Source organism: Microvirga roseola, from assembly GCF_020866965.1.
In the GTDB taxonomy this organism is placed as follows: Bacteria; Pseudomonadota; Alphaproteobacteria; order Rhizobiales; family Beijerinckiaceae; genus Microvirga; species Microvirga roseola.
The window spans coordinates 81,452-107,838 of sequence record NZ_JAJATX010000001.1 but is presented as its reverse complement, the minus strand read 5'-3'; the positions used below and the strand labels follow the sequence as shown (position 1 = coordinate 107,838).

The window sequence follows — 26,387 nt, the reverse complement described above, 5'->3', positions numbered from 1 at the left end:
GCGCTCCAGCAGCACCATTGAAGCTTAGCGGCGGGTCTGCGCGTTAGCGGCACGGAACCTTGTCGGGAGTCTTGCGTGCTGGAAGATCTGGTCAGAGCCATTGAGGAACGGCAAGCGATTCTTTTTGCCGGGGCCGGCGTTTCGATGACCGTCGGCCTTCCCTCCTGGCAGACCCTCATCGAACATATCGCCCGGGAGCTCGAAATCGACCTCTCCCAGTTCGACGGCGACATCAACCACCTGACCCTTGCCGAGTTCTACCGCCTGAGGCAGGGCAGCATCGGCCCTTTGCGCAGCTGGATGGACCGGAACTGGAGCATTCCGGAGGATGCGCTGAAAGCCTCCCGCGTGCACGATCTCATCTGCCGCCTCGATTTCCCGATCATCTACACCACCAATTTCGACCGGAACCTGGAGACCGCCTTCGACCTGCATGGCAGGGACTATGTGAAGATCGTCAATGCCAAGGACATCGCCCGCGTCCGCAATGGCGTGACGCAGATCGTGAAGTACCACGGCGATTTCGACGACGATAAATCCATCGTCATCGCCGAGACCGACTACCTCGAGCGCCTCTCCTTCGAGTCGCCCCTCGACATCAAGTTCCGCTCGGATGCGCTGGGCAAGACGATCCTCTTCGTCGGCTACAGCATGAGCGACCTGAACATCCGTTTCCTGCTGCACCGCCTCTGGCGGACCTGGATCGGCTCCGGTTACGATCGCGACCGGCCGCCGTCCTATGTCTTCATGCTGCGCCACAACCCGGTCGAGGAGGCCGTGCTGGAGCAATGGGGCCTGCGGGTGCTGACCGAGAAGGACTGCCCGCCGGACCAGGCGCTGGAGGTCTTCCTCACCAAGCTCAGCGAGGCGGTAGGAAAAAAGAAAGAAAAGGCGTGATTTTGTAGCGGCGGCGCCCTGTGCCAATGTAGCCCTTTGTCAGCCGCAAGACTGTTCCATGGCTCCTGTTTCCAAACGCCGCCTCACCATTCGCGATGTCCTGACCGACGGGCGCATCGCGCTCATGCTGCCGTTGGGGTTCTCCTCGGGACTGCCAATCCTTCTCGTCTTCAGCACGCTCTCGGCCTGGCTGCGGGAAGCCGGGATTTCGCTGACGCTCATCGGGCTGATGAGCTGGGTCGCTCTGGCCTATTCCCTGAAGTTCCTCTGGGCTCCCTTCGTCGACCGCTATGACGTGCCGGTTCTCTCGAACCTTCTCGGGCGGCGACGCGCCTGGATGGCCCTGTCGCAGCTCGCCCTGGCAGCCGGACTGGCCGGCATGGCCTTGAGCAACCCGCAGAGCGGTCTCACGCTCACGATCGTCTTTGCCGTTCTTGTCGCATTCTTCTCGGCAACGCAGGACGTGGTCATCGACGGCTGGCGCATCGATGCGGCCTCGACGGAGCGCCAGGGCATGATGGCGGCAAGCCTCCTGCTCGGCTACCGCCTCGCCCTCATCACCGCAGGTGCGGGCGCGCTCTACATCGCGGAATTCGTCAACTGGACGAGCGCCTACTTCACCATGGCTGCGCTCATGGGCGTCGGCCTGATCGGCACTCTGCTGGCCCCCCGGATTGACGAGGGTCCGGCCCGGCAGCGTCTTCCCTTCGCCCAGGCCATCGTCGAGCCTCTGGCCGATCTTTTCCGGCGCAAGGGAAAGATGCTGATTCCGATCCTGGCCCTGATCGCCTGCTACAGGATTCCCGACTACGCGGGCGGCATCATGGCCAATCCGCTCTACATCGACCTCGGCTTCTCGAAGGCGGACATCGCGAGCGTCTCGAAGCTCTACGGAGTCTGGATCGGCATCATCGGGGCGTTCGCCGGCGGTCTGGCGCTCACCCGCATCGGCCTCTGGTGGTCCCTGCTGATCGGCGCCGCCATCGCCGCCGGATCGAACCTGATGTTCGCTTGGCTCGCAGCGGAGGGCGCTGTCCTCAACCTGCTGATCCTCTCGATCAGCGTCGACAACTTCGCCGGTGGCTTTGCGGGCGCGGCTCTCGTGGCCTACATGTCAGGCCTGACCGCGCCGGGATTTGCCGCGACCCAATACGCCCTGCTCAGCTCGCTCTACGCCCTGCCCGGCAAGCTCATCGGCGGCGCCTCAGGAGCGGTGGTGGACGCCTACGGCTATCCCCTGCTCTTCACCGCCACCGCCAGCATCGGCATCCCCCTGGTAATCCTGTGCTTCGTCGTGCGGCGTGACACGTTGAAGACTGTGAGGGAGAAGGACGAGGCGCCGGAAGACAAGGCCGTTCCCGCTCTCGGCGCCGGGTCGCGCGCTTAAACCCAGCCGCCATCCACGAGATAGGTCTGCGCGGACATGGCGCTGGAATCCTCCGAGCCGAGGAAGAGGGCGAAGTTGGCGATGTCCTGTGGCACGAGCTTGCGCTTCACGCACTGACGCTTGAGCAGCTCCTTTTCGCCTTCGGGCGTGAGCCACAGGTCGATCTGGCGCTGCGTCATGATCCAGCCCGGCACGATGCAGTTGACGCGAATGTCCTTGGATCCGAGCTCGCGCGCCAGCGCACGGGTGAGCCCCACGACGGCGGATTTCGCAGTCTTGTAGGCCGCGAAGGAATCGTCGCTCACCATGTAGCTCGTCGAGCCCATGTTGATGATGGAGCCGCCGCCGGCCTTTTCCATGTCCGGCAGCACGGCCTGCGCCGCGAAGAACTGGTGGTCGAGATTGGTGGCGAAGCGCTCACGCCAGTACTCGGGCGTCACCTGATCGACGGTGTGCCGGTCGTCGCGCGCGGCATTGTTCACCAGGATCGTGATGGGGCCGAGCGCCTCGCTCGCGCGCCGGATCGCCGCCTGGAGCGCGGGAACATCGCGCACGTCGTTGTGCTCGAAATGAACGCGCTCGCCCAGCTCCTTCGCCAGGGCCTCGCCCGCCTCCGCATTGTAGTCGAGGATCGCGACCTTGCTCCCCTGAGCATGGAACGAACGGACGATGCTCTCGCCGATGCCGCTTGCACCACCGGTGACGAGAACGGCCTTGCCCTTCAGGGAGGGATAGATGGTCTGGGTCATGGAATCTCTCTTGCGGAATTGTTGACGATCAGCTTGCGCCCGGTCCCGGAACGGCACCCGGTGGGCACTTGCCCAGGATGATCATGCCGAGCACCTCGTCCTGTGTGACGTCCTGGACATTGGCAGAGCCCACGAGCTTGCCGTTCTTCATCACGCTGACGCGATCCGCGAGGCCGAAGACGTCGTGGATGTCGTGGCTGATGAGAAAGATGCCGATGCCTTCCTTCTTCAACTGCAGCACGAGATCGGCCACCTGCTGCGTCTCGGCGGGGCCGAGCGCCGCCGTCGGCTCGTCCATGATGAGAACGCGGGCGTTGAAGTAGATCGCGCGCGCAATCGCCACCGACTGGCGCTGGCCGCCGGACAGGGCCTTTACCGGCTCCTTGAAGCGGCGGAAATGCGGGTTGAGGCGCGCCATCACCTTGCGGGTCTCGGCCTCCATCGTGGCATCGTCCAGCGTGCCGTAGGTCGTGAGCACCTCTCGCCCGAGGAAGATGTTGCCGGCGGCATCGATGTTATCGGCGAGCGCCAGCGTCTGATAGATGGTCTCGATACCGTAGCCCTTGGCGTCGCGCGGGGTGTCGATATCGGCGCGCTCCCCATTGACATAGATCTCGCCTGCATCCGGCTTGTAGGCGCCCGACAAAATCTTGATGAGGGTCGACTTGCCCGCGCCGTTGTGGCCGAGCAGCCCCACCACCTCGCCGGGGCGCAGGTCGACGGACACGCCGTCCACCGCCTTGATGCCGCCGAAGGCGATGGAGATGTTGCGCATCTCGACGAGAGGCGTCGTTCCATTTCCTTGCATGACGCGTCTTTCCTTACTTGATGCGGCGGCGATAGAGGCCATCGACCCAGACCGCGAGCACCAGCACCGCGCCGACGACGATGTTCTGCAGCGGTGCGTCGACGCCGAGCAGCACCATGCCCGATTGCAGGGACTGCATGACGAGGGCGCCGAGCATCGCGCCCGCGATGGTGCCGATGCCGCCGGCGAGCGAGGTGCCGCCGATCACGGCGGAGGCGATCACATAAAGCTCGTCGAGGGTGCCCGCCGCGTTCGTCGCCGCGTTGAGGCGCGCGGTCGAGATGCAGGCGGAGATGCCGCACAGGAATCCCATGAGGCCGAACACCTTCATCAGCGTCCAGCGGGTGTTGATGCCCGACAGCTCCGCCGCCTCCGGATTGCCGCCGATGGCGAAGACATAGCGGCCGAAGCGCATGCGCCGCGCGAGGAAGGTCATCACGAGACCGACGAGGATCGCGACCAGCACAGGCAGGGCGACGCCGTGCGGAATGAACAGCCCGCCTTCCGGCCAGGGAATGCCGTTGGCCTCGGCCCAGCGCCGGGCCGTGCGGACGGGAAGCGGATAGGAATTGGCGATGGCCGCCGCCCCGAGCACTGCGCCGCAGGCGACGAGAGCGATGGCGGCCTCCGCCCAGGCCGGGCGAACGGGGAAGCCGAAACGGACTCGCCGACGGCGGGAGAAGCCGAGCGCCACGACGATCAGCCCGCAGGCGACGGCGGCGATGATCCAGGTGGTTGTTGCGCCGAGCGCGCCTTCGATGCCGCCGCCGAGCGCCTTGAAGTTGGCGTCCATGGGGGCGATGGTCTGGCCCGTCGTGACCCACCAGGCCGCGCCGCGCCAGACGAGCAGACCGCCGAGCGTCACGATGAAGGAGGGAATGGCGAGGTAGGCGATGAGCCAGCCCTGGAAGAGGCCGATCAGCCCGCCGACGGTCACCGCGACGAGAACGGCGATGGGAGCCGTGAGCCAGTGATTGAAGCCGAGCCAGGACGGCAACAGCTGCACCTGCACCACGCCGATGATCATGGCGACCACGCCGAGGATCGCGCCGACCGACAGGTCGATGTTGCGGGTGACGATGACGAGCACCATGCCTGTCGCCATGACTGCGATGGAGGCGGTCTGGACCGACAGGTTCCAGAGATTGCGCGGCGTCAGGAACAGGCCGCCCGACAGGAGGTCGAACAGGACCCAGATGACGGCGAGCGCCGCCACCATGCCAAGCATGCGAACGTCGATCTCGAGGCGCGAGAGGAGCGAGCCGGAAGCCGTGCTCTGCGGTGGGGCGGTCGTGGCGGCGGGTACGGTCATGGCTTCACACAAGAGGGTGTCATCCCCGGCGCGTCGCAGGTGCAGAAAGGGGATCCACAAACACGAGGACGTGGCGATGGATCCCCTTCCCCCAGCGTTATGGCCGCCTCCAGCCGGGGATGACACGGAGGCGGAGCTTTTCAGGCCAGAGGTTTAGTCGCAGGCTTTGACGGTGCCCTTCTCGACGCCCTGGCAGACCACGTCCTTCGAGGCCCAGCCCGCGTCGATCACGACGTTGAGGTTGTCCTTCGTGATCGCCACCGGGCGCAGGAAGAGAGCGGTCATGTTCTGCTTCTTCGGGCCCTGGTTCCAGGTCGTCGCGCCCTGGATCTCGTTGAGCTTCTTGCCGCCCGCGAGCTGCACCGCGATTTCCGCCGCGTTGCGGCCGAGGTCGCGGGCATCCTTGAACACCGTCACGGTCTGCGTGCCGCGCGCCACGCGGTTGAGGGCCGCCTTGTCGGCGTCCTGACCGGAGACCGGCACCGAGCCTGCCATGCCCTGCGCGGCAAGAGCCGCGATGGCGCCGCCCGCCGTGCCGTCATTGGCCGCGACGACCGCATCGACCTTGTTGTTGTTCTTGGTGAGGAACTGCTCCATGTTCCGCTGCGCGTTGGCAGGGAGCCAGCCGTCCGTGTAGGCCTCGCCGACATTCTTGATCTTGCCGGCGTCGATGGCGGGCTTGAGCACTTCCATCGAGCCCTGGAACAGGAAGTCCGCATTCGGATCGGAGCCGGAGCCCTTGATGAAGACGTAGTTGCCCTCGGGCTTCACCTTCATTACTTCGCGGGCCTGGAGACGGCCGACCTCGACGTTGTCGAAGGTGAGATAGAAGGCCTGCGGGATCTCGATGAGGCGGTCATAGCCGACGACCGGGATACCCTCGGCGATGGCCTTCTCCACGGCCGGGCGGATGGCGTCCGAATCCTGCGCCAGCACGATCAGCGCATCCGCGCCGCGGGCGATGAGACTCTCGATGTCGGTGAGCTGCTTGGCCGGCGAGGACTGGGCGTCCGCCGAGACATAGGTGCCGCCGGCCTTCTCGATAGCGGCCTTGATAGCTGCTTCGTCGGTCTTCCAGCGCTCTTCCTGGAAGTTGGACCAGCTGACGCCGACGGTGGGACCCTTCCCTTGCGCGAGGGCCGTCGTGGCCGACAGCGTCAGGGCGGCGAAACTGATCAGAGCGAGATTTTTCAATACCATCGTTTCCTCCTGGGCGGCGCATTCCTCGCCGTGCCCCTTCTGCTTCTGGCAGGCTGTCGACCCGTTGAGGGTGGACGGACATGGCTCGCCTGCCATTCTTAATTTTTCGAGCGGGAAAATAATTACCGTAATCGATCCGGTCTTCAAGCCAGTTACCGGTTATATTTTCGTCGGATATGCTATCAGATCGGAATTGTTTTATTCATTTCGCGAATAAAGTGCAGTCCCCACCATGATCCCTCTCTCCCCCCGCGAATCCGCCCGGCGCCGTCTGCTCGACGTGCTGCGTCGCGAGGGCCCTTTGGCGCGGGTGGAGATCGGCCAGCGCCTCGGCATGAGCCCGGCCAGCGTTTCCGACCTGACCGCCAGCCTTCTGGACGAGGGCATCCTGGTGACGGAGGAGAGCGGCGAGCATGCGTCGGGCCTGCTGCGGGGCCGCCCCAAGGTGCGCCTGTTCTTCGCCGACACACTCGGCTTCGTGGTGGGGGTCTGGACCGGCTTCAACCGCATCGAGCTGCGGCTCGTGGACAGCGCCGGGCGCAACCGGGCAAGCCGCCACGTGGAGCGCCCCCTGCGCAATCTCGAGGCCGAGGAGCTGATGGACGTCCTGGCGGAGACGATCACCGCCTTCGCCGCAGAGACAGGCGCGTCCGACGTGAAGGCGGTGGGGCTGGCCTGCCAGGGCTATGTGGACACCCGCGACGGCATCGTGGCCTGGAGCCCGGTGCTCGGCGCCCGCGATCTGCCGCTCGCGGCGGGCCTGGAGCGCCGGCTCGGCAAGCCGGTCCTGATCGAGAACGACGCCAGCGCCATGGCCTTCGCCATCGCCCAGCGTAATCCCGACTTCCGCTCCGGGCGGACCGCCTGCCTGATGGTGGGGGACGGCGTGGGCCTGGGCCTCCTCGTCCAGGGGGAGCTCTATCGCGGCGCGCGATCCGGCGGCAGCGAGTTCGGCCATGTGCGCCTGCGCCGGAGCGGCCCGCAATGCCGCTGCGGTGGGCGCGGCTGCATCGAGGCCTATCTCGCCGATTACGCTCTTCACCGGGACGCCCAGCTCATCGACCACCGCCCGGCTCCGACCACGCTGATCCCGAGCGAAGACTCCATGGAGGCGATCGTCGCCCAGGCCCGCGCCGGCGACCCCGCGCTCCTGAACCTGTTCCAGGCGGCGGGCGAAGTTCTGGGCGATGCGGTGGGCATCCTGGTCCAGACGCTCGAGCCTGACCACATCGTGATCTGCGGCCCCGGCACGCGGGCCATGGACCTGCTGCGCCCCTCCTTCGAAGCGGCGCTCGCTATCCAGACCATCCCGGAGCTGCGGGACCTCGCCGCCATCCATGTGGTGGACTCCTCCATGGACCTGCTGACGGAAGGCGTGGTGATGCAGGCCTTGCGCGAGCTTGATTTCGACCTGGCGCGGCTGAAGGCGGCGTGAGGCCTTCCGCGCGGGCCTGCGAACGGCAAAAGGCCCCGGCGGGGTTGCCGCCGGGGCCTTTTCGCGTCGCAATCCGCTCAGCCTCAGATGACGTAGAAATCCTTGTAGGTCATCTTGAGGTTCTTCTTGAGCTTGGCGAACGCCACCGCGTCCTTCGAGCCCGAGCTGTCGGCATCGTAGTACAGCACGCCCTTCTTCTTGTCGTAGACGATGCGGTCGTTGCGGTCCTCGGCCTCGGAGCCGACGGTGAAGAAGTCCTTCTTCAGCTTCTTGGGCTTGCGCTCCGAGCCGGAGCCGATCTTCTTGAAGTATTTGTTGTCGAGCCAGATCGTGTCGTCCTTGACCTTGAAGTCCGCGATCTTGTCCAGGTCCTTGCTCTTGTTGGTCTTCGCCGAATAGAGCTTGGTGTCGAACACGAAGGTGTCCTTGCCCGAGCCGCCCTTGAGATAGTCGTTGCCCGACCCGCCCCAGAGCTTGTTCTTGCCCGCGTTGCCGTAGATCGAGTTGGCCGCCTTGTCGCCCTCGAGCGAGAGGTTGGAGTGGCCGGCGGTGGCGTAGATGACATCCACCTCGTAGCTCGAACGGCTGGCGAAGTTGGCGCTGGCGTAGACCGTATCCCGGCCGCCGCCCTTTGCCTCCACCACCTGGTCGCCGGCGTTGTCGACGTAGAACACGTCGTCGCCCAGCCCGCCATGCATCACGTCCGCGCCGACGCCGCCGTCGACGACATCATTGCCGGCCTGGCCGTGGAGCGCATCGTTGCCGGCATTGCCGGACAGCGTGTTCCACGCGCTGTTGCCGGTCAGGGTGACGCCTGCCAGTGCGGCGACCTCGATGGCCTCGACCTGCGAGCCCTCGGTCAGGGTGTAGCTGGTGGTCACCACCACCTTGTCGTAGCCCGCGCCGGCGAACTCGAAGACGGTGTCGGCGCCATCCACGTGGTAGGTGTCGTCGCCCGTGACTGCGCTAATGGTCCGAGTGACGACATTTACGGTAACGACACAAACGCTCGCCCCGGCCTTGTATGTGACCGCAAAGAGGTCTGCGCCAATTTGGGTGATGTCCGGACGACCTGGGCTCGGGCCTAGGATTTTTATGGGCTCGCGTGGCGTGTCGGTGCCCTGGAAGGTCAGCAGGATGCATTCTTCACTGCTTCCATCCGTGCTGGAAGCCACCAGATAGCCGTCGTCATAGCGGGCCACCGCGGGAATGTTGGTTTCTGCGAGTTGCAGGTTGGAGCCGATGGTGACCGGGTTCTCGGTCTTGGGGCTTCCGTCGATGCTGAAGGCCTGGATCTTGACCGACCGGTCTCCCGAACCCTTCGTCCCTTCGCTCCAGGTCAGGGCGAAGTCACCGTTCTGGTCGTTGTAGGCAAGGACGCTGACGTTCTGGGCTCCCGGTCCTGTCTCGATCGCTTTTTCAGGCCGGTCGGATTGCCGTCGCCGTCATAGATCCGGATATTGATCCTGCTTTGATTGGGATACTGCCAGGTCGCCACATAGCCGCCATTCGGCAGCATGGTGATGGTGGGGCGCGCCTGATCATGGTCGGTGATCAGGGCGTCGGCTTTCCAGGTCTTGGTCATGGCTGTCTCCCGGCATTCCTGTTGTGGGGCACCATCCCTCACGAGACGGTATAACGGTCGCAGCCACATACCTTACGGAAGTCGGATTCGCAACACTATGTCGTTTCGCTGGCTGCCTTTGAAGTGCTGCTGCGCACATAGGCAAGGCCTCCCTTGAGCAAGGAACAGGTCTCCGGAGGGGATGAAACGCCTTTCTTCCCAAGGCCCTGGAGACATCAAAATGGAAGAAAACGGCAGATCCGCGCATCTCTTCGGACGAGCATCTCTCACGGGCGGTCATGCTGTCGCAGGCCCGCGAGGTCTCCCCGTCAGCCACCCATAGCCATCCGCCCCCGAACCCGCTATTTCTTCCCCTCAGAGCAGCCCCAATAAGCCCCGAGACCAGATGCCCTCCTCCCGTCCCGTTCAAGCCGGCGACCACGTCTTTCTCGTCGACGGCTCCTCCTTCATCTTCCGGGCCTACTTCCAGTCCATGAACCAGGACCAGAAGTACAATGCCCGCGTGTCGGACGGGATGCCGACGGGGGCCGTGCGGCTCTTCGTGTCCAAGCTCCTGCAATTCGTCCGCGACGGGGCGGCGGGCCTGAAGCCGACCCATCTCGCCATCATCCTCGACAAGTCCGAAGGCTCGTTCCGCAAGGAGCTCTACGAGGACTACAAGGGCCACCGCCCGGATGCGCCCGACGACCTGAAGGTCCAGATGCCGCTGATGCGCGAGGCCATCCGCGCCTTCGGTCTCGAGCCCATCGAGCAGGCCCGCTACGAGGCGGACGACCTCATCGCCACGTATACCCAGGAGGCGAAGGCGCGGGGCGCGGACGTGCTCATCATCTCCTCCGACAAGGACCTGATGCAGCTCGTGGGTCCCAAGGTCTGCTTCTACGATTTCGAATCGGGCTCCAAGGGCAAGCCGGGCTACCGGCCCGAGCGGAACCTGGACGAGGCCGCCGTCACCGAGAAGTGGGAGGGCATCCCGCCGGAAAAGATCGGCGATGTGCTGGCGCTCATGGGCGACACCTCGGACAACGTGCCGGGCGTGCCCGGCATCGGGCTGAAGACCGCAGCGCAGCTCATCAAGGAATACGGCGATCTCGAAACGCTTCTCGCGCGCGCCTCCGAGATCAAGCAGCCCAAGCGCCGCGAGACCCTCATCAACAATGCGGAGGCCGCGCGGCTCTCCAAGAAGCTCGTGACCCTCGACTGCGAGGCCCCGCTGCCGGTGGCGCTCGACGAATTGCGCCTGCCCGAACCCGACCCGAAAACGCTCATCGCCTTTCTCAAGGCCATGGAATTCAGCACCGTCACCCGCCGGGTGGCGGAGCTCTACGAGGCCGATCCTGCCGCCATCGAGCCCGATCCGCGCCTCATGCCGGGCGGCGAGGCGATCGCCTGGACACGCAACGGCCCTTCAGGCGCCCATCCCGAGGCCACGCCCTTCTTCGGCGAGGACGGAGCCGCCTCGGGCGAGGTCGATCCCTTCGCCGGTCTCGACCTGCCGGAGGCGGGCGCTGCGCGCAAACCCGTCGAGGGAATCGGCACGCCTTCGCAGCTCGCAGGCAAACGGGCGACGGAAGCCTCGTCCACACCCTTCGACGTGACGTCCTACGAGACGATCATGAGCCTGGAACGCCTGAAGGAGTGGGTGGCCCAGGCGCGCGAGCAGGGTTATGTCGCCGTCGATACGGAAACCAGCGACCTCGACGCCAACCGCGCGGATCTCGTGGGCTTCTCGTTGGCCCTGGAGCCCGGCAAGGCAGCCTATGTGCCGCTCCAGCACCGGGACGAATCCGATCTCTTCGGCAGCGGGCTTGTGGCGGGGCAGATTCCGGTGACGGATGCGCTCGACGTCATTCGGCCGATGCTCGAGGACGCTTCCGTTCTCAAGATCGGCCAGAACCTGAAATACGATTGGATCGTCTTCAAGCGCCACAATATCGACGTGCGACCCTACGACGACACCATGCTGATCTCCTACGTGCTCGATGCAGGCAAGGGCTCGCACGGCATGGACGAGCTCTCCCGCCGCCACCTCGGCCACGCGCCGATCAGCTTCTCTGAGGTCGCGGGCACGGGCCGCAACAAGGTGAGCTTCGACAAGGTCGAGATCGCCAAGGCCACGGCTTATGCGGCAGAGGACGCGGACGTCACCCTGCGCCTGTGGCAGCTTCTCAAACCCCGTCTGGTGGCGGAGCATCGCGCCACCGTCTACGAGACGCTGGAGCGCCCGCTCATCGACGTGATCGCGCGCATGGAAATGCGCGGCATCCTGGTGGACCGGCAGATCCTCAGTCGTCTTTCGGGCGATTTCGCCCAGACGCTGGCGCGGCTGGAGGACGAGATCCAGGAGATGGCGGGCGAGAAGTTCGCTCTCGGAAGCCCTAAGCAGATCGGCGATATCCTCTTCGGCAAGATGGGCCTGCCCGGCGCGAAGAAGACGCCGTCCGGCCAGTGGGCGACGCCCGCAACCCTCCTCGAAGAGCTCGCGCAGGCCGGCCATGAGCTGCCCGCGAAGATCCTCGAATGGCGTCAGCTCGCGAAGCTAAAATCGACCTATACCGACACCCTGCAGGAGCACATGCACCCCGACACCAGGCGGGTGCACACATCCTTCTCGCTCGCCGCCACCACGACGGGGCGCCTGTCCTCGTCCGACCCGAACCTGCAGAACATCCCGATCCGCACGGAGGCCGGCCGCAAGATCCGAACCGCCTTCATCGCGCCGGAAGGGCACAAGATCATCTCGGCCGACTACAGCCAGATCGAGCTCAGGATCCTCGCGCATATCGCCGATATCCCGCAATTGCAGGAGGCCTTCGCGAGGGGCCAGGATATTCATGCGGCCACGGCATCGGCCATGTTCGGCGTGCCCCTCGACCAGATGACATCCGACCTGCGCCGTCAGGCCAAGACCATCAATTTCGGCATCATCTACGGCATCTCGGCCTTCGGCCTTGCCACCCGCCTCGGCATTCCGAACGCGGAGGCTTCCGCCTTCATCAAGCAGTATTTCGAGCGCTTCCCGGGCATCCGCACCTATATCGACGAGACAAAGAGGGCCTGTAAGGACAAGGGCTATGTGACCACGCTCTTCGGGCGCGTGTGCCATTACCCGCAGATCAGGTCGAGCAACCCGTCGGAGCGCGCGGGCGTGGAGCGCCAGGCGATCAACGCGCCGATCCAGGGCACGGCTGCCGACATCATCCGCCGCGCCATGATCCGCATGGAGGATGCGCTAAAAGCCGAGCGTCTCTCCGCCCGCATGCTGCTGCAGGTGCACGACGAGCTGGTGTTCGAAGCGCCCGACGAGGAGGTGGAGGCGACCCTTCCGGTGATCTCCCGCGTCATGACCGAAGCCCCCTTCCCCGCGATCATGCTGAAGGTGCCGCTGGCCGTCGAGGCGCGCGCGGCGCAGAACTGGGACGAGGCGCATTAGGCAATGCCGGAGCACGCCTCATGCGACCTGAAGATTCGTCCGGCGACTGCCGAGGATTCGGAAGCGATCTTTGGCCTCGTTGCCGGGCTGATCGAGGACCATCTGCCGGGCCAGGCTCCCTGGACGTCGATCGAGAGGATCCGGGCGGACCGGTTCGGCCCGGATCCCCTCTTCGAGGCGTTGATCGCCCTGCGCAACGACACGCCCGTGGGATGTGTATCCTTTTTCCGCGGCTATGCCGGCTGGCGCGGCAGGCCGATGGGAATCGTCCATGCTCTCTATGTGGCGCCTCAGGAGCGCCGCACGGGAGCGGCGCGGATGTTGATGGCTGCTGTCGCCAGGATTGCGCTGGAGCGCGGCTGGATACGGGTCGAGCTGTTCGTCGAAGAAGGCCGCCCGGCCATCCGATTCTACGAGGCTATTGGCATGCGCGACCTCCACCACCGCCACATGCGGCTGGAAGGCGAGGCGCTCGAAACGCTCGCCTCCGAGGCTTGATGCGTAAGGCCGGTCGAATCAGCGCAACCGGACCGCCATCCGTCCCAGCGTCCCATCGCGCCCGACCCAATGATGGTAGAGCGCTCCGGCCACGTGCAGCACCAGCAGCGCCATCAAGAGCCGCGCCATGGCTCCATGTGCGAGACGCGGCGGCAGGTTCATCAGGTCCGCCGGCATGAGCGCAAGCTTGCCGGAGGCGAGCGCTTCGCCCAGGGGACTTGCCGCCATCATGCCGATGCCGCTGACGGCCAGGATGAGCACCACGCCGTAGAACCCGGCATGGACGGCCTTGGCGAGGCGGCGTTGAAGGAGCGTATGCGAGACGGAAGGCACCGGCCTGCGGTCGAGGGCGAGCCACCAGAGGAGACGGGCCAGGGTCAGAAGCCCGACGAGGATCCCGATCCCCACATGAACCCGGTAGAGACCGAGACGTGCGGCATCGGGGGCCGATTGCATGGCGAAGCCTAAGGGAATGAGCGCCAGGATCAGCGCTGCGCTCGTCCAGTGCAGCGCGAGGGCGACGGTTCCGTATCGCTCAGAAGTGCTTCTCATCGTCATGGCGGATCTCCCGATCAGAGGGCAGGCCCGAGCGCTGGCTCGGCGTGGTAGAGACGGCGGAAGCCGGTCTGCTTCATGGAGGCGGCGGCAGCCCGAAACTCGGGCGTCGCAAGGGCGGCTGCGAAGGCCCCGGCACTTTCCCAGACTGCATGATTGACCCACAGGCGCGAGCCGCCGACCGGCCGGTGAAGGGTGGTCGAGACGAAGCCCGGTTGCCGGCGCAGCACTTCGGCGGCTTTTGCCCAGCCCCGCCTGAAGGCCTCGGCCTCACCCTGCTGCACCAGGAACGTATTGAGAAGCACGATGGGCCCGGCGGGAGCGGAACGGAGCTGCTCGGCAAAGCTTGTGCCGTCGCTTCTGGCTAAATCCGAGAGCTTGGGCCCCTCCTCTGCAAAGGTGCTGCCGGGGACGGCGGCCGCGATCGTTGCGGCGGCAAGCATTGTGGCGAAACGCATGATAGCCTCCTGCATGTATATAGCACGCTATATATCATTGAATAGGACGCTATGCAAATTAGAATGCACGCTATCTTTCCGAGTTCTTCCATGAGTTTCGACAAGGACCAATCGGCCGGCTATGTGGTCAACCATATGGCGCGCCTGTTCGCGGCGGCGCTGACCGAGCGCATCAAGCCGCTGGGTTTAAGCACGGGCCAGTTCCCCATCCTGCTCCAGCTCTGGAGCGAGGAAGGGCTCACCCAGAAGCAGCTGGTGGAGCGCCTCGACCTGGAGCAGGCGACCATCGCCAACACCCTCACCCGCATGGAGCGGGACGGCCTCATCGAGCGCAGGCCCCATCCGCAGGACGGGCGGGCGCAGTGCATCTATCTGACCGTCAAGGCCCGCGCCCTGGAGGCTCCCGCCACAGACGCGGCCCGGGCCGTCAACGAGGCGGCGCTCGCCCCCCTGCCACCTGTGGCCCGGAAGGCCTTCCTGCGTGTGATGGGGCAGGTCATCGACGCCCTGCAGGCGGACCTCAAGCGCAAAGGGATGGAGGACGCGGAGGGCTCTGGCCGTTCCGACACAGCCTCCTAATTCTCCGCCCGACATCGCAGGAAGGGAGCGCCCCATGGCCTACGAACTCTATTACTGGCCGACCATCCAGGGACGCGGCGAGTTCGTGCGGCTGGCGCTCGAAGAAGCGGGAGCGGACTACGTCGACGTGGCGCGGGGCCCCAAGGGCATTCAGGCCATGATGCGGATCATGGAAAATGCGGAGCATCCACCCTTCGCGCCGCCTTTCCTCAAGGACGGGGAAACCATCGTCAGCCAGACGGCAGGGATCCTGCTCTACCTCGGCGCGCGGCACGATCTCGCCCCGAAAGACCCGGTCGGGGGCCTGTGGACGCACCAGATCCAGCTTACGATCGCGGATCTCGTCGCGGAGGCGCATGACACTCATCATCCGGTGAGCGTGAACCTCTATTACGACGACCAGAAGGAGGAGGCCCTCCGGCGCGCGGAGGACTTTCGCGAGAACAGGATTCCGAAGTTTCTGGGCTGGTTCGAGGACATCCTGGCCCGCAACCCGTCGGGCGAGAAGCATCTCGTCGGCGACAGACTGACCTATGCCGATCTCTCCCTCTTCCAGACGGTCGAGGGTCTCTCTTATGCGTTTCCCAAAGCCACCGAGCGGATCCTGAAGGAGTTTCCCCGCGTGGCGGCGCTGCACGAGGCCGTCGCCGCAAGACCGCGCATCAAAGCCTATTGCGAAAGCCCGCGCCGCATCCCCTTCAACGAGGACGGCATCTTCCGGCGTTATCCGGAGCTGGATGGGTAAGGTCCGGCAACGATCTGTTAAGGTACAGCGCGCACAATCACATATCCATGAAGGCCGAGCCGACGCGACTGCCCTCACCTGGCAAGGTACGGCGCCAGTTCCTCATGGCGCAATAAGATTGTACTGTCCGTAGACATGGCTGGGGCTGAGCCATGGCTCGTCATTGTGTTCGTGCCATTGATCGATCAGGAGCCGCCCATGAACCACGAAGCCGAAACCGTCGCGACCCGGCTCTGGCGCGACCGAGTCCAGATCCGTGAGCAGGAGCGGAACGAGGCTCAGACCCGCCTGCGCATCGCCGAGGAGAAGGTGGCCATCCTGATGGCCGATAACGACCGGCTCGCGGCGGAAAACGCCCGCCTGCGCGCCCTCCTGAACCCGAATGCGGGATCTGTTCAGGCCGAAACCGAGATGCAGATGGAAGCTCTGAAAGGGGCACTGCTGCCGCTGATCTCCCAGGCGACCGGCGGGCTGAATTCCTAGAGGGCGGATCTGCCCCCCGGACAGCCGCCTCAGGTCGGAGGGCTTCAGGCCGCCAGCCGGCTCATGGCCTCGTTGAGGCATTCCAGCTCGACGCGGCCGCCCTTGGCGATGAGGCTGCAGCCTTTCGGCACCTCCCGCCAGCCCTTCGCCTTGTCGTCGATGGGTTCGGAGACCACGAGCAGATTGCCGTTCTCCTCCCGGAAATACAGGGTCGGGGGCTTGGCGTCGCAGGCCCAGCGATAGGCCCAAAGATCCTCGCCGTCGGTGAAGGCGGCTGTGAAGCGCAGAGGCTCGTCGATCCCGGCCTCCTTCATCATGGCGCGCACCTGCTTGAGCGTACGGGCCATGGCCTCGACCGGCGCCTCGGCCAGGCCATTGGCCAGCGCGAGGAGGAAAATCGCCTCCGAATCCGTCGTGCCGAGGCGGCGGTCGTAGAGGTCGTCCGGAATCAGGCTCTCAAGGCGGCGCTTGATGCGCCCGTAGCCGCCGATCTGCCCGTTATGCATGAAGAGGTGGCGGCCGTGGTAGAAGGGATGGCAGTTTGCCCGTGTCGTGGAGGTGCCGGTGGAGGCGCGCACATGGGCGAAGAAAAGGCCGGAGCGCACCTGCTCGCACAGGCTTCTCAGGTTCTCGTCCGACCAGGCGGGGCGGACCTCCCGGTAGATCCCCGGCTCCTGGCGCTCCGCGTACCAGCCGATGCCGAAGCCGTCCCCGTTCGTGCCTGTCTTCGCCTCGACCGCATGCAGCGACTGGTGGACCAGCGAGTGGGCCGGAGCACAGACGAGATCGTCGAGGAAGATCGGCTCTCCCCGGTAGGCAAGAAAGCGGCACATCGGCATCCAACCCCTGGCGCAGCAAGGCTTTGCAACCTTGTTGTACTATCTTTCCCTCAAGGTGAACAACCAGTTAACGGCTAGGCCGTTGCAGGGTTGCCCCCCTTCCCTTAAACCGTTGCCATACCAGACAAGAAACGCTGGCCAACCGGCGCAATGGGGCTTTTAGAGACATGCTTCGCCGTCACCGCCTGGCGCTCGCCGCCGCCTTGACCCTGTTGCCTCAGGCAGCCTTCGCCGCAGGTTTCGACGGAGCGAGCCTCGGCCTCGTCTGGGCCCTGCCCTTCGCCGGAATTCTTCTCTCCATCGCCGTTCTCCCGCTGGTAGCGCACCATTTCTGGGAACATCACCAGGGCAAGATCGCAGTCTTCTGGGGGCTCCTCGTCCTCATTCCCATGGCCCTCGTCGCGGGGCCGGAGGCGGCGATCCACGCGCTGGCCCACACGGCCTTCCTGGAATACATCCCGTTCATCCTGCTGCTGTTCGCGCTGTTCACGGTGGCCGGCGGCATCCTGGTGCGCGGCAACATCCATGGCGCGCCCGGCACCAACACCGCCATTCTCGCCCTCGGCACGGTGCTCGCGAGCCTGATCGGCACGACCGGCGCCTCCATGGTGATGATCCGCCCGATCATGCGCGCCAATGACGACCGGCGGCACAACGTGCACGTGATCGTCTTTTTCATCTTCCTCGTGTCGAATATCGGCGGCTCTCTCACGCCGCTGGGCGATCCGCCGCTGTTCCTGGGCTTCCTGCGCGGCGTAGACTTCTTCTGGACGACGACGCATCTTCTGTCCGAGACACTCTTCGTCGCCGGCGTCCTGCTCGCGCTCTTCTTCGTCGTGGATCTCGCGATTTACAAGAAGGAGGGCCGCGTCAAGCCCGACCCGACGCCGGACAACCCCGTGCGCATCATGGGCGGCATCAACTTCCTGCTGATCCTTGTCATCATCGGCGCAATCCTCATGAGCGCAACGGTGGACATGGGCCGCTTCACCGTGCTCGGCACGGAGATTGCAGCCTCCAACGCTCTGCGCGATGCTACCATGATCGCCGTCACCGTGGTCTCGCTGATGCTGACGCCGCGCAAGAACCGGATCGAGAACGGGTTCTCCTGGGGGCCGATTGCGGAGGTGGCGAAGCTCTTCGCCGGAATCTTCATCGCCATCATCCCGGTGCTCGCCATGCTCCAGGCCGGTGCGGACGGCGCCTTCGCACCTCTCGTCGCGCTCGTGTCGAACCAGGACGGCAGCCCCAACCACGCCGCCTATTTCTGGCTCACCGGCGGGCTCTCCTCGTTCCTCGACAATGCGCCCACCTACCTCGTCTTCTTCGAACTCGCCGGCGGCGATCCGCAGGCTCTGATGACGATCGGAGCCCAGACTCTCGCCGCCATTTCGGCCGGCGCCGTCTTCATGGGCGCGAACTCCTACATCGGCAACGCCCCCAACTTCATGGTCTATGCGATTGCCCGCAACGGCGGCGTGAAGATGCCGAGCTTCTTCGGCTATCTCCTGTGGTCGGGCGGCATCCTGGTGCCGGTCTTCCTCGTCGCCACGTTCCTGTTCTTCGGGGCCTGATCGATGAGGTCACCCCGGATCGGCCAGCCCGACCGGGATGACGCCTTACGTGTTCAGACGCTCCGCCACGTCTTCCGCGAGCGAGAGCGCAGACGTCAGTCCCGGGCTCTCGATGCCGAAGAGGTGGACGAGACCGGGAAGGCCGTGCTCGGCCGGGCCGTCGACCATGAAATCCATCGCCTTCTCGCCGGGCCCTGAGAGCTTCGGGCGGATGCCGGAATAGTCGGGCACCAGCGCGCCGTCGGGGAGCCCCGGCCAGTAGCGGCGGATGGAGGCATAGAAGCTCTCCGCGCGGCGCGGATCGACCTCGTAGGCCTCCTCCTCGATCCATTCCACATCGGGTCCGAACCGCATGCGCCCGGCGAGATCGAGCGTCACATGGGTGCCGAGCCCCCCGTCGACGGGCGCCGGATAGATCAGCCGCGAGAAGGCGGGCTTGCCGAGGCAGCCGAAATAATTGCCCTTGGCCAGCACGAGCGGCGGCACGCGCTCGGACGGATAGCCATCCGTCGCACGGGCAAGCGCCTGCGCTCCGAGGCCCGCCGCATTGATCACCGCGTCGACGGCGATCTCCGCGGGCTCCGCTCCGCCCACATGCACGTACCATCCCGCCCCGTTCTGCGCGATCCGCTCGACGGGCGTATGGAAGGCGATCATTCCCCCCGCCGCCTCGAGGTCGCCCTGGAGGGCGAGCATGAGGGCGTGGCTGTCCACGATGCCGGTTTCCGGCGACAGAACCGCGCCGGCGCAGGCAAGGTTCGGCTCGAGGGCCCTAGCCTCTTCACCGGAGAGCAACGACAGTCCCTCCACGCCGTTGGCGATGCCCTGCTCGTAGATGCCCTCGATCTTGGCCTGTTCGAGCTCGTTCGTCGCCACGATGAGCTTGCCGCATTTCCTGTGAGGCACGCCGTGGCTCCCGCAGAACTCGTAGAGCATCCGACGTCCGGCGACGCAGTGACGGGCGCGCAAGGAGCCCGACGGGTAGTACATCCCCGCATGGATCACTTCGCTGTTGCGCGAGGAAACGCCGTTGCCGATGCCGCCCGTCGCCTCGGCGACGATGACGCCGTGGCCGCGCAGGGCCATCGCCCGCGCGATGGCGAGACCGACGACGCCGGCTCCGATGACGAGAACCTCCATGGACGACCCTCAATGCAAAACGGCGGCCCGAGAGCCGCCGCCTGTCTTACCGTTCAATCGGGATGCTTCAAGCCGCAATCGACGTCTGCGGCCCGGCGGAACGTACGTCGGAATCCACATGCGCCTCGAAGCGCTTGAAGTTCTCGTTGAACATGTCGATCAGGCGCTTCGCCGTTTCGGCGAACTCCGCCTTGTTCTGCCAGGTCTTGACCGGATAGAGGATATGCGGCTCCACGCCCGGCACCGAGGTCGGCACCGCGAAACCGAAATAGGGATCGCGGCGGAAATCGGCGCGGTTGAGCGAGCCGTCCAGCGCCGCCGTCAGCAGGCGGCGGGTGACGCGGATCGGCATGCGCCGTCCCACCCCGTACTTGCCGCCCGTCCAGCCGGTATTGACGAGCCAGCAATCGACGGAATGCTTGGCGATGAGGTCGCGCAGCAGATTGCCGTAGACGGAAGGGTGTCGCGGCATGAAGGGCGCGCCGAAGCAGGTGGAGAAGGTCGCCTCCGGATCCTTCACGCCCTTCTCAGTGCCCGCCACCTTCGCGGTGTACCCGGAGAGGAAGTGATACATGGCCTCGGCCGGCGTCAGCTTGGCGATGGGCGGCACCACGCCGAAGGCGTCGCAGGTAAGCATCACGATGTTCTTCGGAATCCCGGCGCGGCCCGTGGCGCTCGCGTTCGGAATGAAGTCGAGCGGATAGGCGCAGCGCGTGTTCTCGGTGCGCGACGCATCGTCGAAATCGGGAATGCGCGTGATGGGATCGATCACCACGTTTTCCAGCACCGTGCCGAAGCGCTCCGTGGTGGCGTAGATCTCGGGCTCGGCCTCGCGGGACAGGCGGATGGTCTTGGCGTAGCAGCCGCCCTCGAAATTGAAGACGCCGTTCGGCCCCCAGCCGTGCTCGTCGTCTCCCAGCAGGATTCGGTTCGGATCGGCGGAGAGGGTCGTCTTGCCCGTGCCGGAGAGCCCGAAGAACACGGCCACGTCGCCCCCGTGTCCCACATTGGCGGAGCAGTGCATGGGCATGACGTTCTGCGTGGGCAGCACGTAGTTGAGATAGGTGAAGACTGACTTCTTCATCTCGCCCGCATAGGACGTGCCGCCGATCAGCACGATCTTGCGCGTGAAATCGCAGGCGATGACTGTCTCCGAACGGCAGCCGTGCCGGGCCGGATCCGCCTTGAAGGTCGGCAGGTCGACGATGGTGAGCTCCGGAAGGAAGTCCTTCAGCTCGCCCATCTCCGGACGGATCAGGAGATTGCGGATGAAGAGGGAGTGCCAGGCGAACTCGGTGAAGACGCGCGTCTTGACCCGGTAGGACGGGTCCGCGCCGCCGTAGAGATCCTGGGCGAACAGCTCCTTGCCCTCCGCATGGGCGAGGAAATCCTGCAGCAGGGTCTCGAAGTTGCCGGGCGTGATCGCGCCGTTATTGTCCCACCAGACGGTGCTCTCCGCGGCCTCGTCGCGCACCACGAACTTGTCCTTGGGGGAGCGGCCCGTATGGATGCCGGTCTCGGCCAGGAGTGCGCCGCCTTTGACGAGCTTGGTCTCAGCCCGGCCCAGGGATTGCTCGTAGAGCGCGGGAGCCTCGAGATTCCAGTAGACCTTCTTAAGGCTGCGGAAGCCGAAGGCTTCAGCGCCCCGAGCGCTGTTGAAGACGCCGATGTTTTCCACGGAAGACTTCTCCTGATCGCCGATCGCCGGCCGGCATGATGCGCCGCCGCCCGATGGCCGTCACATGAACAAATCTCAGACGAAGACGGCCCGCCTCTCCGCACATCCGCCTGAACAAGGGATGTTTAGGTCAGCGGACGTCGCCGTCAACCGACGGCGTTCCATGGCATTCTATTTTCCCACGCGCTAGCCGCTGCGGGCCTGATCCGCGAGATTTTTTAAGACCCGGCGGAGGTCTTTCGGATGGACCACCCGCTCCGGGAAGACGACCCGCGCCGTCTTGTCGCCCAGCAGGAGGTCGATGCCCTCCGGGTCCATGCCAGTGGTCCGCCACTCCCCCGCCGGCGCCCCGGCGAGCCGGGTCGCGTAGAGCTCCAGGGCCTCCCGGTGGTCCTCGTTCATGTGCTCCACGGCCCCGGGCTCCGCCTCGACCAGGGCCTCGGCCCCGGCAAGGTCCGTGAGAAGCCCGGCGGCGGCCAGCCCTGCCGCCCGGGCGAAGCCCCCGTTGAGGTGACCGCCCAGGATTTCCACCCGCCAGAAGGAAAAATCGGGAAAATCTGCATAAAGAGCGGCCTTGGGATGCCGTGCCAGGAAGCGGGCGCGGATACGGGGCTCCTGCGCCCGCTCGGCACGGCCGATCACGGTCAGCCGGGGATGGGCGAGCGGATCGCCTTTCCCGGTCTGGGCCAGGAGGATCGAGACCCGCGGCTCACAGTCGAGATTGGCCGTGTGGCTCGACAGGCGCGAGGTGAGGAGAAGGGGCGAGCCGTCGATATCGGTCGCAACCGTCACAAGAGTGGCGAAGGGAATCCCGTCCGGCCCAAGCGTGGCAAGGGCCCCGGACCTGATCGTCCGCAGCAGATTTTTGGCTAGGCCGACCGCGTCGAAGTCGGATTCGGCCCGCTCTTGATCGCTCATGATCGTTCACCTCCGGTTGAAGTGGCGGGCTATAGCCTCCACCTCTGCAGCCTCTCCTCTGGTTCTTCGAGGAGGAAACCATATTTATGCCATGAGAAAGGCGCAGTTGGGCACGTCTTAAGGCCCTTTGCGTTGTCAGGCGAAGCCCTGACAGTGACTCTGGTTGAGCAAGGAAGAGTTCATGCCAACGATCGCCCTTGTCGATGACGATCGCAACATCCTGACCTCCGTGTCCATCGCCCTCGAGGCGGAGGGCTACCGCATTCAGACCTACACCGATGGGGCTTCCGCCCTGGACGGGTTGAAGCATGCCCCCCCGGATCTTGCGATCTTCGACATCAAGATGCCGCGCATGGACGGGATGGAGCTGCTGCGCCGCCTGCGCCAGAAATCGGATCTGCCCGTGATCTTCCTGACCTCGAAGGACGAGGAGATCGACGAGCTGTTCGGCCTCAAGATGGGCGCGGACGACTTCATTCGGAAGCCTTTCTCCCAGCGCCTGCTGGTCGAGCGCGTGAAGGCGGTGCTGCGCCGCTTCGCCCCCAAGGACCAGACCGTTCCCCGGGAAGCGGACCCGAAGGCGCTCGAGCGCGGCCAGCTCAAGATGGATCCGGAGCGTCACGCCTGCACCTGGAAGGGCGAGCCGGTGACGCTGACCGTCACCGAGTTCCTGATCCTCCAGGCGCTCGCCACCCGCCCTGGAGTGGTGAAAAGCCGCAACGCCCTCATGGATGCGGCCTATGACGATCAGGTCTATGTGGACGACCGCACCATCGACAGCCACATCAAGCGGCTGCGCAAGAAGTTCAAGTCGGTTGACCAGAGTTTCGAAATGATCGAGACCCTCTACGGCGTCGGCTACCGCTTCAAGGAAGCCTGACGCTGCGAGCGGCGCCATCTCGAGGGCCGTTTCGGCGCAACGGATGCCGGCCCTCGGAACGGGCGGGCGCAAACCAGGAAAGACGTGCACGATGCGGCCTCGTTTCGCCGGGTCGTGCTGAATGAGTGGCATGAAGGCTGATCCCATCCACGCCGAGGCGGCGCTCGACGACCTGCCGCCCCCCCGTGGCGCCCTGGCGCGACTGAGGACGTTCGGCCGCATGATCTCGCAGCGCCTCTCGTCGAGCCTGACGCGACGGATCATCGTTCTCAACCTCGTCGGCCTCGTGGCTCTCCTCGTCGGCTTTCTCTATCTCAACCAGTTTCGCGAGGGCCTGATCGAGGCGCGGGTCCAAAGCCTCCTGATCCAGGGCGAGATCATCGCCGGCGCCATCGCCAGCTCCGCCACGGTGGAGACCAACACCATCGCCATCGACCCGGACAAGCTGCTGCAGATGCAGGCGGGCGATACGGAGCGCTTCAACGAGGAGGCCTTCTCCTTCCTCGAATTCTCGATCAATCCCGAGCGGGTCGCTCCTCTCCTGCGACGCCTCGTGACCCCGACCCGGACCCGAGCCCGTATCTTCGACCGGGAAGGCACCCTGCTGCTCGATTCCGGCACGTTCTATTCCCGCGGGGACATCCTGCGCCAAGACCTGCCGCCGGTCGCGACCGTCGAGGACACGACGAGCTCCATCGAGCGCATGTGGAATACCGTCCGCAAGCTCTTCCGCCGTCAGCGCCGTCCCGTCCGCGAGGAGCCGGGTCCGGCCAACGGCAAGTCCCTGCCGGAAGTGCAGCAGGCCTTCACCGGACAGCCGACCAGCGTCGTGCGCGTGAATGCGCGGGGTGAGACCATCGTGTCCGTGGCGGTGCCCGTCCAACGTTTCCGCACGGTCCAGGGCGTGCTCCTGCTCTCCACGCAGGAAGGCGACATCGACGCCATCATCGCTTCCGAACGCTTCGCCCTGCTCCAGGTCTTCCTCGTGGCCGTGGTGGTGATGATCGTTTTGTCCCTGCTGCTCGCCGGCGCCATCGCTGGCCCCGTCCGCCGTCTCGCGGAGGCGGCCGAACGGGTGCGATGGGGCACCAAGTCCCGCCTGGAGATCCCTGATTTCACCGCCCGCGCGGACGAAATCGGCCATCTCTCCGGCGCTCTGCGGGACATGACGCGAGCGCTCTACAACCGCATCGACGCCATCGAGAGCTTCGCGGCGGACGTGGCGCACGAATTGAAGAATCCACTGACCTCCCTTCGCAGCGCCGTGGAGACCCTGCCCCTCGCCAAGAGCGACGACTCCCGCCAGCGGCTCATGTCGATCATCCAGCATGACGTCAGGCGTCTCGACCGGCTCATCAGCGACATCTCGGACGCCTCCCGCCTCGATGCGGAACTGGCGCGCGCCGATGCGGAGCCGCTCAACCTCGCGCAGCTTCTCGATGCGGTCGTCTCCATCGCCAATGAGAGGCGCCAGGAGACGGATCCTCTCATCACCCTGTCCGTCGAGAAGCACCCGGGCGGAAAGGACGCCTTCCTGGTGCTCGGCCACGACAGCCGCCTGAGCCAGGTTCTCAACAACCTGATCGACAATGCCCGCTCCTTCTCGCCGCCCGACGAGCCGGTGCGGATCACGCTCCGCCGCCGCAAGACCGAGGCCGAGATCCTCGTGGAGGACAGCGGACCGGGCATCGAGCCCGACGCCCTCAGCCGGATCTTCGAACGCTTCTACACGGACCGGCCCGAGCAGGGCTTCGGCCAGAATTCGGGACTGGGGCTCTCCATCTCCCGCCAGATCGTCGAGGCGCATCGGGGCACCATCCGGGCGGAGAACCGCCTCGGCCCGCCGGACGAGGACGGGGAGCCGACGAGGCTCGGAGCCCGCTTCATCATCCGCCTCCCGGCCGAGGGCCCGAAGAGCCGAAAGGATCAGGGACGCCGGGATCAGGGGAAGAGGGAGTCTTGAGCGATCCGGAGACCATCCACGCCAGCTGTGTCCTGGTGGGCGAGGCCGGCCTCCTGATCCGCGGAGATTCCGGAGCCGGGAAGTCGACCCTCGCCCGCGACGTGGTCCGCAGCGCCCTCCGGGATGGCCGCTTCGCCAGGCTCGTCAGCGACGACAGGACCCGCATCAGGGAGCGGCACGGCCGCCTCGTCGCTATCCCGGTGGAGCCCATCGAGGGCCTCATCGAGATCCACGGCATCGGCATCGTTGCGCAGCCCCACGAATCCGCCGCTGTGATCCGGCTTATCGTCGACCTTGTCGAGGACCCGCCGCGCTATCCGGAGGAGCACGACAAAAGCAGCAGCCTGTGTGGCGTCACAATCCCTCGCATCCGTTTGAAATCCGCGCTAAGCTCCGCGGACATTGTTCTGGCCTGCCTGAGTGGTGTCTGCGACACGGTCGTGACACTGTGATGAACTTTTCGTCTCATTGCTCTTGCGCTTGGCTTCGCAGTGCACAAAATAGCGGCTCCGCTCAAGGAGCGATCGGACCGGGAACATTATGATAGGAATGGTGCTCGTCACTCACGGGCAGCTCGCGACGGAGTTCAAGGCCGCGCTGGAGCATGTCGTGGGGCCTCAAGAGCAGCTTGAAACGATCACGATCGGACCTGACGATGACATGGAGACCCGGCGCAAGGACATCATGGCCGCGGTGAGCCGGGTCAATTCGGGGCAGGGGGTCGTGGTGCTGACCGATATGTTCGGGGGCACGCCCTCGAATCTCGCCCTTTCCTGCATGAACGGCCAGTCCGTCGAGGTGGTCGCCGGCATCAACCTTCCCATGCTCATCAAGCTGGCGAGCGTCCGGGACGAGGAAACCCTGTCCGACGCCGTATGTCACGCCCAGGAAGCCGGCCGGAAATACATCAACATCGCCTCGCGCGTCCTGTCGGGAAAATAAGCGCCATGGACCATCCCCTCGACCAGGATTGCCCCCCTGCCCCGATCCCCGAGGGAGCCGAGGTCCGCGAACTTCCCATCATCAACCGCCGCGGCCTTCATGCCCGCGCCTCCGCCAAGTTCGTCCAGACCGTCGAGCGTTTCGATGCGGACGTGACGGTGACCCGCTGCGGCGAGACCGTGGGCGGGCGCTCCATCATGGGCCTCCTCACCCTCGCGGCCGCTCAGGGAACCACCATCACCGTTTCCGCCAAGGGCGCAGACGCAGCTTCCTGCCTGCAGGCCATCGACGATCTCCTCGCCAATAAGTTCGGCGAGGATGAGTGATCG

26 protein-coding genes are annotated in these 26,387 nt (G+C 65.4%); 14 read left to right on the top strand and 12 right to left on the bottom strand.

Annotated features, from left to right (window positions below; translation table 11 throughout):
* Window positions 1-75: 75 nt before the first annotated feature.
* On the top strand, window positions 76-897 hold the full coding sequence (locus LG661_RS00525; RefSeq protein ID WP_230529896.1) for an SIR2 family NAD-dependent protein deacylase: 822 nt from the start codon (window positions 76-78) through the stop codon (window positions 895-897).
* A 58-nt stretch (window positions 898-955) separates the two neighbouring features.
* Entirely contained in the window at window positions 956-2,284 is a 1,329-nt protein-coding gene (locus LG661_RS00520) for an AmpG family muropeptide MFS transporter (RefSeq protein ID WP_230529895.1), read from the top strand.
* On the opposite strand, the gene LG661_RS00515 is transcribed toward LG661_RS00520, so the two are convergent.
* The 4 genes from LG661_RS00515 to xylF all read right to left on the bottom strand — a co-directional run bounded on the left by LG661_RS00515 (window position 2,281) and on the right by xylF (window position 6,353).
* The gene (locus LG661_RS00515; protein ID WP_230529894.1) at window positions 2,281-3,033 is read right to left on the bottom strand and encodes an SDR family NAD(P)-dependent oxidoreductase; all 753 of its coding nucleotides are present in this window, start codon (window positions 3,031-3,033) and stop codon (window positions 2,281-2,283) included. The two genes, LG661_RS00520 and LG661_RS00515, sit on opposite strands and share 4 nt — an antisense overlap.
* Window positions 3,034-3,061: 28 nt before the next feature.
* On the bottom strand, window positions 3,062-3,841 hold the full coding sequence (locus LG661_RS00510; protein ID WP_230529893.1) for an ATP-binding cassette domain-containing protein: 780 nt from the start codon (window positions 3,839-3,841) through the stop codon (window positions 3,062-3,064).
* Between the two features lie 13 nt (window positions 3,842-3,854).
* The gene (locus LG661_RS00505; RefSeq protein ID WP_230529892.1) at window positions 3,855-5,153 is read right to left on the bottom strand and encodes a sugar ABC transporter permease; all 1,299 of its coding nucleotides are present in this window, start codon (window positions 5,151-5,153) and stop codon (window positions 3,855-3,857) included.
* 153 nt (window positions 5,154-5,306) lie between these two features.
* Window positions 5,307-6,353 (bottom strand): D-xylose ABC transporter substrate-binding protein, encoded by a 1,047-nt coding sequence (gene xylF, locus LG661_RS00500; RefSeq protein WP_407666606.1) that lies wholly within the window; start codon window positions 6,351-6,353, stop codon window positions 5,307-5,309.
* Between the two features lie 232 nt (window positions 6,354-6,585).
* Here xylF and LG661_RS00495 point away from each other — a divergent pair, with 232 nt between their 5' ends.
* On the top strand, window positions 6,586-7,788 hold the full coding sequence (locus LG661_RS00495; RefSeq protein WP_230529891.1) for an ROK family protein: 1,203 nt from the start codon (window positions 6,586-6,588) through the stop codon (window positions 7,786-7,788).
* Window positions 7,789-7,871: 83 nt separating this feature from the next.
* On the opposite strand, the gene LG661_RS00490 is transcribed toward LG661_RS00495, so the two are convergent.
* Window positions 7,872-8,990 carry a calcium-binding protein gene (locus LG661_RS00490; RefSeq protein ID WP_230529890.1) on the bottom strand — a complete coding sequence of 373 codons (1,119 nt, stop codon included), beginning with the start codon at window positions 8,988-8,990 and terminating at the stop codon, window positions 7,872-7,874.
* Window positions 8,991-9,127: 137 nt separating this feature from the next.
* Entirely contained in the window at window positions 9,128-9,373 is a 246-nt protein-coding gene (locus LG661_RS00485; RefSeq protein ID WP_230529889.1) for a hypothetical protein, read from the bottom strand.
* A gap of 385 nt (window positions 9,374-9,758) precedes the next feature.
* On the opposite strand from LG661_RS00485, the gene polA reads away from it, so the two are divergent.
* Window positions 9,759-12,806, top strand: a complete 3,048-nt coding sequence (gene polA / locus LG661_RS00480; protein WP_230529888.1) for a DNA polymerase I — start codon at window positions 9,759-9,761, stop codon at window positions 12,804-12,806.
* Between the two features lie 3 nt (window positions 12,807-12,809).
* Window positions 12,810-13,304 (top strand): GNAT family N-acetyltransferase, encoded by a 495-nt coding sequence (locus LG661_RS00475; protein ID WP_230529887.1) that lies wholly within the window; start codon window positions 12,810-12,812, stop codon window positions 13,302-13,304.
* Between the two features lie 18 nt (window positions 13,305-13,322).
* Here the strand turns inward: LG661_RS00475 and LG661_RS00470 are convergent, their stop codons facing one another.
* A complete protein-coding gene (locus tag LG661_RS00470) occupies window positions 13,323-13,862 on the bottom strand; it encodes a cytochrome b (RefSeq protein WP_230529886.1) in 540 nt (179 codons plus the stop codon).
* 14 nt (window positions 13,863-13,876) lie between these two features.
* Complete coding sequence (locus tag LG661_RS00465) at window positions 13,877-14,317, bottom strand: antibiotic biosynthesis monooxygenase family protein (protein ID WP_230529885.1); 441 nt, start codon at window positions 14,315-14,317, stop codon at window positions 13,877-13,879.
* A gap of 90 nt (window positions 14,318-14,407) precedes the next feature.
* Here LG661_RS00465 and LG661_RS00460 point away from each other — a divergent pair, with 90 nt between their 5' ends.
* From LG661_RS00460 to LG661_RS00450, 3 genes are all read left to right on the top strand, one after another.
* Window positions 14,408-14,896 carry a MarR family winged helix-turn-helix transcriptional regulator gene (locus tag LG661_RS00460; protein WP_230529884.1) on the top strand — a complete coding sequence of 163 codons (489 nt, stop codon included), beginning with the start codon at window positions 14,408-14,410 and terminating at the stop codon, window positions 14,894-14,896.
* Between the two features lie 34 nt (window positions 14,897-14,930).
* Window positions 14,931-15,641 carry a glutathione S-transferase gene (locus tag LG661_RS00455; RefSeq protein WP_230529883.1) on the top strand — a complete coding sequence of 237 codons (711 nt, stop codon included), beginning with the start codon at window positions 14,931-14,933 and terminating at the stop codon, window positions 15,639-15,641.
* Between the two features lie 198 nt (window positions 15,642-15,839).
* A complete protein-coding gene (locus LG661_RS00450; protein WP_230529882.1) occupies window positions 15,840-16,124 on the top strand; it encodes a hypothetical protein in 285 nt (94 codons plus the stop codon).
* 44 nt (window positions 16,125-16,168) lie between these two features.
* Here LG661_RS00450 and LG661_RS00445 read toward each other — a convergent pair whose 3' ends face one another.
* Window positions 16,169-16,957: a class II glutamine amidotransferase gene (locus LG661_RS00445; RefSeq protein ID WP_230529881.1), complete on the bottom strand. Its 789-nt coding sequence runs from the start codon at window positions 16,955-16,957 to the stop codon at window positions 16,169-16,171.
* Window positions 16,958-17,130: 173 nt separating this feature from the next.
* Between LG661_RS00445 and LG661_RS00440 the strand changes: the two genes are divergently transcribed.
* Complete coding sequence (locus LG661_RS00440; protein WP_230529880.1) at window positions 17,131-18,537, top strand: sodium:proton antiporter; 1,407 nt, start codon at window positions 17,131-17,133, stop codon at window positions 18,535-18,537.
* Between the two features lie 45 nt (window positions 18,538-18,582).
* On the opposite strand, the gene LG661_RS00435 is transcribed toward LG661_RS00440, so the two are convergent.
* The 3 genes from LG661_RS00435 to LG661_RS00425 form a co-directional block, all read right to left on the bottom strand.
* Window positions 18,583-19,677, bottom strand: coding sequence for an NAD(P)/FAD-dependent oxidoreductase (locus LG661_RS00435; RefSeq protein WP_230529879.1), 1,095 nt, complete (start codon window positions 19,675-19,677; stop codon window positions 18,583-18,585).
* 67 nt (window positions 19,678-19,744) lie between these two features.
* Entirely contained in the window at window positions 19,745-21,355 is a 1,611-nt protein-coding gene (locus LG661_RS00430) for a phosphoenolpyruvate carboxykinase (RefSeq protein WP_230529878.1), read from the bottom strand.
* Between the two features lie 186 nt (window positions 21,356-21,541).
* Entirely contained in the window at window positions 21,542-22,273 is a 732-nt protein-coding gene (locus tag LG661_RS00425; RefSeq protein ID WP_230529877.1) for a HugZ family pyridoxamine 5'-phosphate oxidase, read from the bottom strand.
* A gap of 181 nt (window positions 22,274-22,454) precedes the next feature.
* On the opposite strand from LG661_RS00425, the gene LG661_RS00420 reads away from it, so the two are divergent.
* The 5 genes from LG661_RS00420 (at window position 22,455) to LG661_RS00400 (ending at window position 26,384) form a co-directional block, all read left to right on the top strand.
* Complete coding sequence (locus LG661_RS00420; protein ID WP_230529876.1) at window positions 22,455-23,153, top strand: response regulator transcription factor; 699 nt, start codon at window positions 22,455-22,457, stop codon at window positions 23,151-23,153.
* A 130-nt stretch (window positions 23,154-23,283) separates the two neighbouring features.
* Window positions 23,284-25,116 (top strand): sensor histidine kinase, encoded by a 1,833-nt coding sequence (locus LG661_RS00415; protein ID WP_230529875.1) that lies wholly within the window; start codon window positions 23,284-23,286, stop codon window positions 25,114-25,116.
* Window positions 25,113-25,568, top strand: coding sequence for an HPr kinase/phosphorylase (locus LG661_RS00410; protein ID WP_230529874.1), 456 nt, complete (start codon window positions 25,113-25,115; stop codon window positions 25,566-25,568). Before LG661_RS00415 ends, LG661_RS00410 begins: the two co-directional genes overlap by 4 nt.
* 88 nt (window positions 25,569-25,656) lie before the next feature.
* Window positions 25,657-26,058, top strand: a complete 402-nt coding sequence (locus LG661_RS00405) for a PTS sugar transporter subunit IIA (RefSeq protein ID WP_230529873.1) — start codon at window positions 25,657-25,659, stop codon at window positions 26,056-26,058.
* Between the two features lie 5 nt (window positions 26,059-26,063).
* Window positions 26,064-26,384, top strand: a complete 321-nt coding sequence (locus LG661_RS00400) for an HPr family phosphocarrier protein (protein ID WP_230529872.1) — start codon at window positions 26,064-26,066, stop codon at window positions 26,382-26,384.
* Window positions 26,385-26,387: the final 3 nt, after the last annotated feature.